Below are 12,792 nucleotides of genomic sequence, written 5' to 3'. Positions count from 1 at the left end.
CAGTGCGGGCCGGTAGGCCAGCGCTGCAAATCAAAATAGAACGACTTATCTGTAATACAACTTTGCGCGGACAGGTCGATTGGGCGGAGAATAGCAGCAAATCGGCATGTCCGAGTACCTTGAGATTACAACAATTACCAAACTTTCCCGGAAGGTCATGTCGACTGCGCTGTTGGTTTTGCCGGATTTTTTGCTAGTCGCACTCGGATGGGTGCTGCGTCATAAGCTTGGGTTTACGCGTGAATTCTTTGCCGGTACGGAACGCATTGTTTATTTCGTGTTGTTTCCGGCACTGTTGTTTCAGTCCATTCTGCGCACGCCTATCAGCGCGGGCAGCGCGCTCGAATTGCTGCAAGCCACCGTCTGTGTGCTGCTATCGGGGGTGGCGCTTGCGTGGGTGGGTGGCTGGTTGCTGCGCGCGCCCGCAATCGCCTTGGCTTCCGCGGCGCAGTGCGGGTATCGGTTCAACACTTATATCGGGCTGGCATTAGCGGCGAGCCTGGGTGGCGCGCAAGGACAGACCGCGATGGCGCTCATCATCGGGTTCGCCGTGCCCATTGCGAATGTCGCGGCCGTCACGGGGCTGGCGCGTCACGGCAATCAAGGGCTAATCCGTGAACTCGCGCGCAACCCCCTGCTGGTGGCGACGGTATTGGGTCTGATCGGCAATCTGGCTGGCCTGCATCTACCCGGCCCGGTCGATACGGTATTGGGGCGTCTCGGAAACGCGTCGCTCGCACTGGGAATTTTGTGTGTGGGCGCGAGTCTGTCGTGGCAAGGCGGTCGCGGTCACGGTCCGCTGGTGGCGTGGATGGTGGTGGTGAAGCTGCTGTTATTGCCGTTGGCGGCGATGGGCGCGGCGCGCCTGGCGGGTTTGACCGACGTCGATGCGCGCATGCTGCTGCTTTTCGCCGCCTTGCCGACGGCATCGGCGGCCTATGTGCTGGCCATGCGGATGGGCGGCGACGGGCGCCTGGTGGCGCTGATCATTTCGCTGGGCACGCTGTTCTCCGTCGTCACGCTGCCCATGTGGTTGATGATCGCGGGAGGCTAGCCGGACGCGCGGCCAAATCGCCGACGACGGCGCGAGCAAGATTTCGCGCCGTCGTCCGCGCGTGCGCTATCAACGCTTGGCGTTGGTCATCGCGGCGGGCACGACCCATTCCGAAAACTGCGCTTCGGTGACATACCCCAAGGCCAGCGCCGCGTCTTTCAACGACAGGTTTTCCTTGTGGGCCTTCTTGGCAATTTGCGCGGCTTTGTCGTAGCCGATATGCGGGTTCAACGCCGTCACCAGCATCAGCGATCGGTCGACCAGTTCGGCGATACGCTCGCGGTTGGGCTCGATGCCCGAGGCGCAATGCTTGTCGAAACTTGCCATGCCGTCGGCCAACAGACGCACCGATTGCAGGAAGTTGTGAATCACCAGCGGTTTGTAGACGTTGAGTTCGAAATTTCCGCTCGCGCCGCCGATGTTGATGGCCACATCGTTACCCATCACCTGCGCGGCCAGCATGGTCAGCGCCTCGCATTGCGTCGGGTTGACCTTGCCGGGCATGATGGAGCTGCCGGGCTCGTTCTCGGGGATGCTGATTTCGCCCAGACCCGATCGCGGGCCGCTGGACAGCCAGCGCACATCGTTGGCAATTTTCATCAGGCCGGCGGCGAGCGCCTTGAGCGCGCCGTGGGCAAACAGCAAGGCTTCGTGCGAGGCGAGCGCCTGGAACTTGTTGGGGGCCGACACGAACGACAAACCGGTGTCGTGCGCCAGCGCGGCGCTGACCTTCGCGCTGAATTGTGGATGGGCGTTCAAGCCCGTGCCGACCGCCGTGCCGCCGATGGCCAACTGATGCAGACCGGGCAAGGTCGCGCGGATCTGCTGTTCGGCCAGATCCAGCTGTGCCACGTGGCCCGATAGTTCCTGGCCCAGCGTCAGTGGCGTGGCGTCTTGCAAATGCGTGCGGCCGATTTTGACGATGTCGTAGAACGCGGCGCTTTTCTCCGCCAGGGTCGCGCGCAGCGATTTCAACGCGGGTAATAGATGCGTTTCCACCTGCACGGCCGCAGCCACGTGCATGGCGGTCGGGAACGTGTCGTTGGACGATTGGCCGCGATTGACGTGGTCGTTCGGGTGCACCAGACGCGCTTCGCCGCGTTCCCCGCCCAGAATTTCCGAGGCGCGGTTGGCCAGCACCTCGTTCATGTTCATGTTGCTCTGCGTGCCCGAGCCGGTCTGCCAGACGGACAGGGGGAATTCATTGGGCCATTTCTCCGCGATGACCTCGTCGGCCGCCTGCACGATAGCCTCGGCGATCTTGGGGTCCAGCTCGCCTAGTTCGGCATTGACGCGGGCGGCGGCGCGCTTCAGACGCGCCATGGCTGCCACCAGTTGATGCGGCATCTTCTCGGTGGAAATCGAAAAAAAGTGCAGCGACCGCTGCGTCTGCGCGCCCCAAAGGTGATCAGCGGGGACCTCGATAGGGCCGAAAGTATCTTTCTCGATGCGAGTCGTCATGGTGTCAACTTTCCTGGCGAGGCATGGCCGACGGCGGCGCATGCAGAGTCTAAATAAGAATAAAACTCAATTCGATCATAGCAGACCGCTAGCTTTCTATAATTCGTCCACATTCAACCTGTTTTACCACCCGAGCGCCCGCCATGTCCGCCCCCTTGTGCAGCTTGACTTTAAATCTGCCTGACGAAACCGCCACTGATGCACTGGCGCGCCAATTCGCGCCGCTGGTGACTGGAGCGACAGGGCTTGCTCCGGGTGGTCGCATCCACTTGTGTGGCGATTTGGGTGCGGGAAAAACCGCATTTACAAGAGCACTGTTGCGCGAAAGCGGCATAAAAGGCCGGATCAAAAGCCCCAGCTATGCCTTGCTTGAATCCTATAAAGTTTCTAACTTATACTTCTATCACTTTGATTTTTATAGATTTAGCGATTCGCGCGAATGGTTGGATGCGGGATTTCGAGATTTGCTACGTGACGACGCGGTCGTCCTGATCGAATGGCCCGAGCGTGCAGAGGGCCTGCTCCCCCCTCCCGACCTGCAGATTGACCTGGCCTATGCAGACCCAGGCCGTGACGTCACGCTGACCGCCTTTACCGCCCGAGGACAAACATGGTTGAACGCGATTGCTCCTCTATCCCAGAAGCCCTGTCCAACACCGGGGCCCGTCGCCGGCGCCTGATTGCCGCGGCGACTACGCTGCTCGCCTTGCCGGTGATTCCCTCATTGGCGCGGGCCGCTACGATCCTGGCGGTGCGGACCTGGCCGGCCGATGAATACACACGGGTGACGCTGGAGCTCGACCGCGAGCTGAAAGCCGAACACTTCACACTGGACAATCCTCATCGGCTGGTGGTCGATCTGGAGGGTCTGCAGGCCGACGCGGCGCTAAATCAACTCATTTCCAAGGTTCGTCCCGACGATCCTTATATTCGCAGTCTGCGTGTCGCCCAGAACCGCCCTAACGTGGTGCGGCTGGTGTTCGACCTGAAGCAGCCCATCGCGCCGCAGGTCTTTACGCTGAAACCCGTGGCGGATTATCAGTACCGACTGGTGCTCGACCTGTACCCCAAGATCGCGCAAGATCCGCTGATGGCGATGCTGAACAAGCAATCGACCAACCCGGACGTAGACGATCCGCTGGCACGCATTCTCGAAGACATCTCGCGCAACTCGCCGGCCACGACGACCGCATCGCCGGCCCCTGCCCCGGCACCGCAAGCGCCCGGGCAGCAGCCGCCGGCACGCATCGCGTTGCCGCAGCCCGCGCCCGCTCCAGCCACGCCCATGCCTTCCACGCCTTCGCGCCGTAAGCGCATGGTGACCATCGCCCTGGACCCAGGTCATGGCGGGGAGGACCCTGGCGCGATTGGCAAATCGGGCTTACGCGAGAAAGATGTCGTGTTACGGATCGCGCGTCAGCTTAAAACCCTGATCGATAATCAGCCGAACATGCGCGCCTATCTGACGCGCGATGACGATTTTTTTGTTCCGCTGCATGTGCGCGTGCAGAAAGCGCGCCGCGTGCGAGCTGACTTGTTTATCTCGATCCATGCGGACGCCTGGGTCAAACCCACCGCCAACGGTTCGTCCGTCTTTGCGCTGTCCGAGCGAGGCGCTTCCAGCACGCAGGCGCGTTGGCTGGCCGACAAGGAAAACGCGGCGGATTTGATCGGTGGCGTCAACCTGGGTAGTCACGACAAGCACGTGGCCAAAGTGCTGCTGGATTTGTCCACCACCGCCCAGATCAACGATTCGCTCAGGCTCGGCAGCGCCTTTCTGGACGAGATCAAAAAGATCAACCGGTTGCACAAACCACGGGTGGAACAAGCTGGCTTTGCCGTGCTGAAGGCGCCGGACATCCCCTCGATCCTCGTGGAAACCGCGTTCATCAGTAATCCGCGCGAAGAAGAGCTGCTGCGATCCCCAAGCCACCAGCAGAAACTCGCGCAGGCGATGCTGGCGGGAATCCAGCAATATTTTGTCGCCAATCCACCGCTGGCGCATATCGCGGACGCGAGCTGAGATCGAAGTGCGAGCGGCGGTGCCCCCGCCGTCGCGGCTATCGTGCCGCGGAGGCTAAAATCGGCTCATGCCTGAAATCACCGCTACGCCTCCATCCCGCGCTACGTCCGAACGCCGCAGCATTGCCGCGCTGCCAGATCTGCTCATCAGCCAGATCGCCGCCGGCGAAGTGATCGAACGCCCGGCCTCCGTTTTGAAAGAGGTGCTGGAAAACGCTATCGACGCGGGCGCGCGGGCAATCGAAGTGCGGCTGGAAGGCGGTGGCATACGGCGGATTGCCGTCAGCGACGACGGCGTTGGTATCCCGCCCGAGGAACTGCCACTGGCGTTGGCGCGGCATGCGACCAGCAAGATCCGCTCGCTTAGCGAACTGGAATCCGTCGCCTCGATGGGATTTCGGGGCGAGGCGCTGGCATCGATCGCCTCTGTGGCGCAAGTGACCATTATTTCGCGTACGCGCGACGGCGACCACGCGTGGCAGATCGAGGGCGGCAGCCTGCAGGTGACGCCAGCCTCCGGCCCGCCTGGCACCACCATCAATGTCCGTCAGCTGTTTGATTCGGTGCCGGCGCGCCGCAAATTCCTGCGTTCCGAGGCCACCGAGTTTGGCCACTGCGTCGATGCGATGGAACGGATCGCGCTGGCGCATCCGAATATCGCGTTTCGCCTGTTTCACAATGACCGTGCGCAGCGGCAATGGCTGCCCGCCGTCCCAGGTCAGCGAATTCGTGATGTGTTGGGCGCGGAGTTCGCCTCGCATGCGTTACCGGTCGATGTGTCGATGGGCGCGATCAGCTTGTCTGGGATGGTCACCCGACCCACCGCGGCGCGCGCCCGCGCGGATCGGCAATATCTCTACGTCAACGGCCGATTCGTGCGTGATCGCACGGTGAGCCATGCGCTGAAAGCCGCCTATGCGGATGTTCTGCATGGCGATCGTCAGCCTGCCTATGTGCTGTATCTGGATATCGACCCGACCGCCGTGGATGTCAATGTGCACCCGGCGAAAAACGAAGTGCGCTTTCGCGATAGCGGCGCGGTACACCGGTTTGTCAATCAGGTCGTAAGCCAGGCGCTGGCGCAAACGGGCGGCTCCTCGGCGGTGGTGGTGACGCCGGACGGCGAGGTGATCCCGGCTGCCGGTGGGACGGCTCGCACGTCTGAAGACATGCCGAGGACGGCAAATGTCGATGGAGCAGGCGCTGGCGCAGGCATGCCCTCCACGCCCAAGCAAGCGTGGAACGCCGCTGACGATACGATCTCGATTCGGACCGCGCCAGCCTACGCGCCCGGCTATATATCGGATCGTCAGCCGCCCGATGCCGCGACGGGTGCGCCTGCGCTTCCGGGACGACAGATGAACGCGGAGCGCCAGCACAGCAGGGACGCCGCAGCGGCAAACCTGTCAGGCAACGCCGCTGCCCCGGGCCGAGACGCGTTGCCCGGCTCCGCGCGTTTGACGGGATCATGGGCACAGACCGAGTCGTCATCGGCCCATGCTGAACGCCCTTTCCACGCGGCAGGACAGAGTCAGGCAACGCCCCCGCGCCAGCCCATGCGGCCGCACACGCAAATGCCTTTTCGACTGCAAAGCGGCTCGGAAGGCAACCGCGTCTCTGACTGGCAGACGCTTTACCGGCCACTGCCGGAGCAAAGCGCCGCCGACGGCTCATCCTCTGTCGGTGCATCCGCTGCCACCGCCGCGAGTACCACTTTGCCGCAGGACGAAGACCATCCGCTAGGCATGGCACTAGGGCAATTGCACGGCATCTATATCCTCGCGCAGAACCGTCACGGCCTGGTGTTGGTGGACATGCACGCGGCCCATGAGCGCGTGGTCTATGAACAGCTCAAACGCGCGCTCGATGCGCGCGAACTGCCCCGCCAGGAACTACTGGTGCCCGTCGTGTTTCACGCGCAAGAGAAAGACGTGGCGTTAGTGGAAGAGCATCAGGAGCAGTTGGCCGAGCTATGTTTCGATCTGCGCCCTGCTGGCCCCACGTCGATCGCGGTGCGCGCCGTGCCGGCGATTCTAGCGCGCGGCGATATCGAGACCATGGCACGCGCGATTTTGCGCGATCTGGGTGCCGTGGGCGTCTCGCGTCTGTTGACCGAGCAGCGTAACGCCCTGCTCTCGACCATGGCTTGCCATGGCTCGGTGCGCGCCAACCGCCGTCTCACGATAGAAGAAATGAACGCGTTGCTGCGCCAGATGGAAGTCACCGAACGCGCGGATCAGTGCAACCACGGTCGCCCGACATGGGTACAGTGGTCGATGTCCGACCTGGATAAACTCTTTCTGCGCGGACAATAAGCATGTCGTTGATATTGCATAGCGCGATGGATGCCCGGCGATGAACGTGGCCCCTATCATCTGCCTTGCTGGCCCCACGGCTGCCGGCAAAAGCGCCTCTACGTTGGCCGTGGCCGAACGTTGGCCGGTCGAGATCATCAACGTGGACTCGGCCACCATTTATCGCGGCATGGATATTGGCACGGCCAAGCCCTCGCCCAGCGAGCAAGCGCGCGTGCCGCAACACCTGTTGGACATTCGCGACCCCGCGCAATCGTATTCGGCTGCGGAATTTCGCGCCGATACACTGCGTTTGATCGACGAGATACGCGCACGCGGCCGGATGCCCCTGCTGGCGGGCGGCACCATGATGTACTACAAGACGCTGCGCGATGGGCTGGATGATCTGCCCAAGGCAGACCCAGCGTTGCGTGCCGAGCTCGAAGCGCGCGCCGCGGAACTGGGATGGCCCGCGCTGCATGCGGAGCTCGCCGAGCGCGATCCGATCACGGCAGCGCGCCTTGCTCCGAACGATAGTCAGCGTATTCAGCGTGCGCTTGAGATATGCATCTTGAGCGGGCAGTCGATGTCGTCGCTATTGCAACGTGCATCGGAAGCGAAAGCCGAATCCGTATCGCAGAATGCCACGGCATCCTCGCATCGCTACTTGACCATCAGCCTCGAACCCTCGGACCGCGCCGCGCTGCATGCGCGCATCGCGCAGCGTTTCGATGCGATGCTGGATGCCGGTCTATTGGACGAGGTCCGTACGCTGCACGCGCGCGACGATCTGCATGTCGGTTTGCCATCCGTGAGGTGTGTCGGTTACCGGCAGATGTGGAGCCATCTGGATGGCGAGATCGACCTCGACACGGCACGCGAACAAGCCATCGCCGCCACGCGGCAATTAGCCAAACGCCAGCTCACTTGGCTGCGCGCGCAGCCGGAGCGGGTTATCGTGGACTGTCTCGCCGGGGACGCCGTCGGGCGGGTGATCGATGCGGTGGCTGAAGCGGTTGGTGGTTGAAGATTATTGTTGGCGTCCGGATTGGCTCTGGAGCCGGCATGGGCGTTCTATAGCCGTCGGCGTCAGGACTGCGGGATTCCGATGCTCGGTCGGTGCCCTGCGCTTCGGATCCCTCCGCCCTGCCACCGACTCGCAGCATCTGCTCACGGATCAGTCGCAAAACCCTCTGCCGCCGTCGCTCTGTTGTTGGGTTCGTCCTTCAGCACTAGGAGCCGACGCGTGTTGCCAAGTGCGGTGTAATGTCCGAGGCATTAGGCTGACGTGAGCCGAGGACCCCGGAGTCATCCGAAGCGCAGGGCACCGACCGAGCATCGGAATGACGCAGGGCAGCCTCGGCGGCTTAAGAACCAGCAACGCTGCACCTCTCAAACGAACCGGCAAAGCTGCAGATCAAAACCGAATCAGCAACGCTGCAGATCGAAAACGAACCAGCAGCGCCCCACATCACACGCCTCGACAACGCTTCACTACGCAGCCGACCCAGCACCGCCTCACACGACAAACGTCTGCGCCATGCCCTCAGTCTGCTCGACGATCTCGCCCAGCTTGCTGACCGTTTCACCCTGCTCGCGCAGCGTTTCGGCGATGGCGTCGGCCTGGGCCGCATCGACCACGAGCACCATGCCGATGCCGCAGTTGAACACGCGGTACATCTCGGTGTCTTCGACTTGGCCTTGCTCTTGCAGCCATTGGAACAGCTTGGGCATTTCCCAGTTGTCGCGATGCAGCTTGGCCGACAAGCCGGGCTGCAGGATGCGCGGCACGTTGTCCAGCAGGCCGCCGCCGGTGATGTGGGCCAGACCCTTGATGGAAGTGCCGTGCTTGGCCAGGGCGGCCAGGACCTGCTTCACATAGAGGCGCGTGGGGGCCATCACCACGTCAACTAGGGGCTGACCATAGAAATCGTCGGTCGGCTTGGCGCCGGCGCGTTCGATGATCTTGCGGATCAGCGAAAAACCGTTGGAATGCGCGCCGCTGGAGGCCAGGCCCAGCACCACATCGCCCGGTTTGATGGATTTGCCGTCGATGATGTCGGCCTTTTCAACCGCGCCGACCGCGAAACCGGCCAGATCGTATTCGCCATCGGGGTACATGCCGGGCATTTCGGCCGTTTCGCCACCGATGAGGGCGCAGCCGGACAGCTCACATCCCTTGGCGATACCGCCGACCACGGCGGCGGCGGTGTCCACCGAGAGTTTGCCGCAGGCGAAATAATCCAGGAAAAACAAGGGCTCTGCGCCCTGAACCAGGATATCGTTGACGCTCATGGCCACCAGGTCGATACCCACGGTGTCATGCCGATTCCATTCGAAGGCCAGGCGCAGTTTGGTGCCCACGCCGTCGGTGCCGGAGACCAGCACGGGCTCACGGTATTTCCCGGGCACCTGGAACAACGCGCCAAATCCGCCGATACCGGCCAACACGCCGGGACGCATCGTACGGGCCGCCAAGGGCTTGATGCGGTCGACCAGGGCGTCTCCCGCATCGATATCGACACCAGCGTCGCGGTACGTCAGAGGGGCAGAAGGTTGAGTCGTCATGAGAAAAACCGTGGGGTATGTGACAATTGCGGGGTTTACGGGGTGCTGCACCCGCCATTTTACGATGTCGGGGGAAAAGCATCGCGCAAACCGGATTTTGACAATTTGCGCGCCCCTTGCCTTGTCTAGATTGTTACCCATGAATCGCCAGCTGCTGCTCGACGTTCTACCCGCACCTGCTCCTACGCTGCAGAACTTTATCGCCGGTCGTAACGGCGAGGCGTTGGCGGCTGCGCGGGCGCTGGCGCCTGGACGCGCCCTGTATCTATGGGGCGCGGCGGGTTGCGGGCGCAGCCATCTGCTCAAGGGACTGGCGAATACGCCGGACGCGGTTTACATCGATAAGGGGCAGACTGCCCGCGCCCTGCGCCAGCTGGCTAACGCCGACTCGGCGGCGGCCATGCCGCGCGTGATCGCGGTCGATGATGTGCACGAATTAGATGAGCCACGACAGGCGGGACTTTTTGCCCTGTACAATCGCTGGCGCGAGTGCGCGGCCACCAGCCGGGCGTTCGCCTTGGCCGTGGCAGGCGATCGCGCCCCGTTGTCCATGCCGTTGCGCGAGGATTTGCGCACGCGGCTCGGGTGGGATCTGGTCTTTCGGCTCGAGCCTTTGTCCGATGGTGACAAGCTAGCCGCGTTGTCGGCGCAGGCCACCGAACGTGGTTTGCAGCTCGCGCCCGAAGTCATCCAATGGATGCTGACGCATTGCGAACGCGATATCCGTAAATTGACTGTGTTGCTCGATGCGCTGGATCGCTATTCGCTGGCTACCGGCCGCCCCATCACTATTGCCCTGCTGCGCGCTATGCTGGCAGACCCCGATACTCATACAAGATGATGCCCCAAAGACTCGCGCTGTTCGATCTGGATCACACGCTCCTACCGCTGGACAGCGATTACCAATGGGCCGACTTCCTGGCACGCACTGGCCGCGCCGGTGATCCGGACGAGGCGCGTCGCCGCAACGACGACCTGATGAACCGCTATAACCGCGGTGAACTGACGGCTGAACAGGCCGCAGAATTCATGCTGGGCCTGCTGGCCGCGCATCGCCCCTATGAACTGGCGGCGTGGCATGAGGAGTTCATGGCCGAGGTGGTGCGCCCTGCCATCACGGATCGCGCCATTGAATTGGTTGACCAGCACCTGGCCGCCGGCGATCTGTGCGCCCTGGTCACGGCCACCAACGCGTTTGTCACGGCGCCGATTGCGCGCGCGTTCGGCATTTCGCATCTGATCGCCACCGACCCCGAATACCGCAATGGCCGTTACACGGGCCGTATTTCCGGCACGCCCAGCTTCAAGGAAGGCAAGGTCGTGCGGGTGCGCGACTGGTTGGCCGGAATGAATCTGACACTTGCCGATTTCTCCGAATCGGTTTTTTATAGCGATTCGATCAACGACGTGCCCTTGCTTGAGGTCGTCACGCATCCCGTAGCCGCCAATCCCAGCCCGGCGCTGCGCGAGATCGCCCACGCACGCGGCTGGAAAGTGCTCGACTTGTTCGACCACCTGGAAGACGCCAAGTCCTGATGATCACCGACACAATCAAGAAATTCGTCAGCCGTCTGTTTTCTCCGGCGGCCCGTGGGCCCCAGCGGATCGGGCCTGATAAACACGGTATCGATCGCCGCAACGTTTCGCGGCATGCCATCAAGGTCTGTGAAGTCCTGCGCCAGCATGGATACGAGGCCTATATCGTCGGTGGCGCGGTTCGTGACCTGATCGTGGGTCTGGAACCCAAGGATTTCGATGTGGCGACCAACGCCACGCCGGAACAGATTCGCCCCTTGTTCCGCCGCGCGCGCATCATTGGGCGCCGTTTTCAGCTGGTGCATGTGGTGTTCGGGCAGGAGATCATCGAGACGTCGACCTTCCGTGCCCCGGCGTCCGAGAATCAAGAAACCGACGAGCATGGCCGAATTCTGCGCGACAACGTATTTGGGACGCACGAGCAGGATGCGGCGCGGCGCGATTTCACGATGAACGCGCTCTACTACGATCCGCATAACGAAGAGGTGATCGATTTTCACCAAGGCGTCGCGGATTTGAAAAAGCGCCGGGTGCGCATGATCGGCGACCCAGCGGTGCGTTATCGCGAAGATCCGGTCCGCATGCTGCGCGCGGTGCGTTTCGCGGCCAAGCTCAATGGCACGATCGACCCCGCCACGCGCGCGCCGATCGGCACGATGGCATCGCTGATCGAGAACGTGCCGGCATCGCGTCTGTTTGATGAGATGCTCAAGCTCTTGACCTGTGGTCATGCCATGGATTGCCTGCGCCAGCTGCGCGCCGAGGGCCTGGCGCGCGGGCTACTACCTATGCTGGATGTGGTGTTGGAGCAGCCTGGCGGCGAACGCTTTGTCGAGTTGGCGCTGGAACGCACCGATGCACGTGTACGTGCAGGAAAAAGCATCAGCCCGAGTTTCCTGTTCTCGGCGTTGCTATGGCAACAAGTGGATTCGCGCTGGAAGCAATTGCGCGCGCAGGGCGAGCACAACATCCCCGCGCTGGTCCAAGCCGCCGATTCGGTGCTGGACGAGCAAACGGAGAAACTCGCCATCCAGCGGCGATTCACCTCCGACATGCGTGAGATCTGGTTCATGCAGCCGCGTTTCGAGCGACGCCTGGGCAAGACGATTTATCGCATGATCGAACAACCGCGTTTTCGCGCCGCTTGCGATTTCCTGCAGCTGCGCGCGGCCGCTGGCGAGTTCGACAGTGTGCTGGCGCAATGGTGGATGGATCTGGCCAATGGCAATGACGCCATCCGGGCCGAGATGATCGACGAGTTGTCGCGCCAGCCGCAGACGGCCTCCGAGGCCAGCGGGCCGCGCAAGCGCCGCCGAAAAACTCGCCGTCCCAGCGCACCGCGCGCCGAAGCATGAGCCGCGTCGAACGCGCCTATATCGGCCTGGGCGCCAACCTGGGCGACGCGGTCACCACGCTGCATACCGTGTTGAAAGAACTGCGTGGCAGCCCGGGGGTGTTGTATTGCGAGCCCTCGCGCTTTTATCGCACGGCACCGGTGGAGGCCACCGGGCCGGACTATATCAATGCGGTCGCCGCGTTGGATACCAGCCTCGCGCCGCTGGAGCTGCTGGACCTTTTACAAGCGCTGGAGACGCGGCACGGACGACAACGCCCTTATCCCAATGCGCCACGCACGCTGGATCTGGATCTGCTGCTGCATGGCGATACGCAGATGGATTCTCCGCGCCTGATTCTGCCGCATCCGCGCATGCATGAGCGCGCCTTCGTATTGGCGCCCTTGCATGAACTCGCCCCCGATCTGGTGCTGCGCCAAGGCCCCGTATCGCAATTGCTCGCGGGGCTGTCGGATCAGTGGGTGCAGCAGCTGGACTGAATCCAGCGCTGCCGGCACCCGCC

The 12,792-nt window shown here is 62.6% G+C and carries 11 protein-coding genes; 9 read left to right on the top strand and 2 right to left on the bottom strand.

What is annotated here, in order from left to right:
* Positions 1–157: 157 nt before the first annotated feature.
* A complete protein-coding gene (locus GOQ28_RS00405) occupies positions 158–1,054 on the top strand; it encodes an AEC family transporter (protein ID WP_160354991.1) in 897 nt (298 codons plus the stop codon).
* Between the two features lie 69 nt (positions 1,055–1,123).
* Here the strand turns inward: GOQ28_RS00405 and fumC are convergent, their stop codons facing one another.
* The gene (fumC, locus tag GOQ28_RS00400) at positions 1,124–2,515 is read right to left on the bottom strand and encodes a class II fumarate hydratase (RefSeq protein WP_160354990.1); all 1,392 of its coding nucleotides are present in this window, start codon (positions 2,513–2,515) and stop codon (positions 1,124–1,126) included.
* A 143-nt stretch (positions 2,516–2,658) separates the two neighbouring features.
* On the opposite strand from fumC, the gene tsaE reads away from it, so the two are divergent.
* The 4 genes from tsaE to miaA all read left to right on the top strand — a co-directional run bounded on the left by tsaE (position 2,659) and on the right by miaA (position 7,858).
* Positions 2,659–3,195, top strand: a complete 537-nt coding sequence (gene tsaE, locus GOQ28_RS00395) for a tRNA (adenosine(37)-N6)-threonylcarbamoyltransferase complex ATPase subunit type 1 TsaE (RefSeq protein ID WP_160354989.1) — start codon at positions 2,659–2,661, stop codon at positions 3,193–3,195.
* On the top strand, positions 3,126–4,538 hold the full coding sequence (locus GOQ28_RS00390) for an N-acetylmuramoyl-L-alanine amidase (RefSeq protein WP_160354988.1): 1,413 nt from the start codon (positions 3,126–3,128) through the stop codon (positions 4,536–4,538). The genes tsaE and GOQ28_RS00390 overlap by 70 nt, the downstream gene beginning before the upstream one ends.
* Positions 4,539–4,605: 67 nt before the next feature.
* Positions 4,606–6,852 (top strand): DNA mismatch repair endonuclease MutL, encoded by a 2,247-nt coding sequence (mutL, locus tag GOQ28_RS00385; protein ID WP_160354987.1) that lies wholly within the window; start codon positions 4,606–4,608, stop codon positions 6,850–6,852.
* 40 nt (positions 6,853–6,892) lie between these two features.
* Positions 6,893–7,858, top strand: a complete 966-nt coding sequence (miaA, locus tag GOQ28_RS00380; RefSeq protein WP_160354986.1) for a tRNA (adenosine(37)-N6)-dimethylallyltransferase MiaA — start codon at positions 6,893–6,895, stop codon at positions 7,856–7,858.
* 491 nt (positions 7,859–8,349) lie between these two features.
* Here the strand turns inward: miaA and purM are convergent, their stop codons facing one another.
* Complete coding sequence (gene purM, locus GOQ28_RS00375) at positions 8,350–9,399, bottom strand: phosphoribosylformylglycinamidine cyclo-ligase (protein WP_160354985.1); 1,050 nt, start codon at positions 9,397–9,399, stop codon at positions 8,350–8,352.
* A 139-nt stretch (positions 9,400–9,538) separates the two neighbouring features.
* Between purM and hda the strand changes: the two genes are divergently transcribed.
* From hda to GOQ28_RS00355, 4 genes are read left to right on the top strand one after another with little or no spacing between them, the layout of a single operon-like run.
* Positions 9,539–10,240, top strand: coding sequence for a DnaA regulatory inactivator Hda (hda, locus tag GOQ28_RS00370; RefSeq protein ID WP_160348595.1), 702 nt, complete (start codon positions 9,539–9,541; stop codon positions 10,238–10,240).
* Positions 10,237–10,935: an HAD family hydrolase gene (locus tag GOQ28_RS00365; protein WP_160354984.1), complete on the top strand. Its 699-nt coding sequence runs from the start codon at positions 10,237–10,239 to the stop codon at positions 10,933–10,935. The genes hda and GOQ28_RS00365 overlap by 4 nt, the downstream gene beginning before the upstream one ends.
* Positions 10,935–12,290 carry a polynucleotide adenylyltransferase PcnB gene (gene pcnB, locus GOQ28_RS00360; protein ID WP_160354983.1) on the top strand — a complete coding sequence of 452 codons (1,356 nt, stop codon included), beginning with the start codon at positions 10,935–10,937 and terminating at the stop codon, positions 12,288–12,290. The genes GOQ28_RS00365 and pcnB overlap by 1 nt, the downstream gene beginning before the upstream one ends.
* Positions 12,287–12,769 (top strand): 2-amino-4-hydroxy-6-hydroxymethyldihydropteridine diphosphokinase, encoded by a 483-nt coding sequence (locus tag GOQ28_RS00355; protein ID WP_160354982.1) that lies wholly within the window; start codon positions 12,287–12,289, stop codon positions 12,767–12,769. The genes pcnB and GOQ28_RS00355 overlap by 4 nt, the downstream gene beginning before the upstream one ends.
* Positions 12,770–12,792 lie beyond the last annotated feature (23 nt).

Source organism: Bordetella sp. 02P26C-1 (assembly GCF_009763255.1).
Lineage (GTDB): Bacteria > Pseudomonadota > Gammaproteobacteria > Burkholderiales > Burkholderiaceae_B > Bordetella_A.
This window is presented reverse-complemented; position numbering and strand designations above follow the sequence as displayed.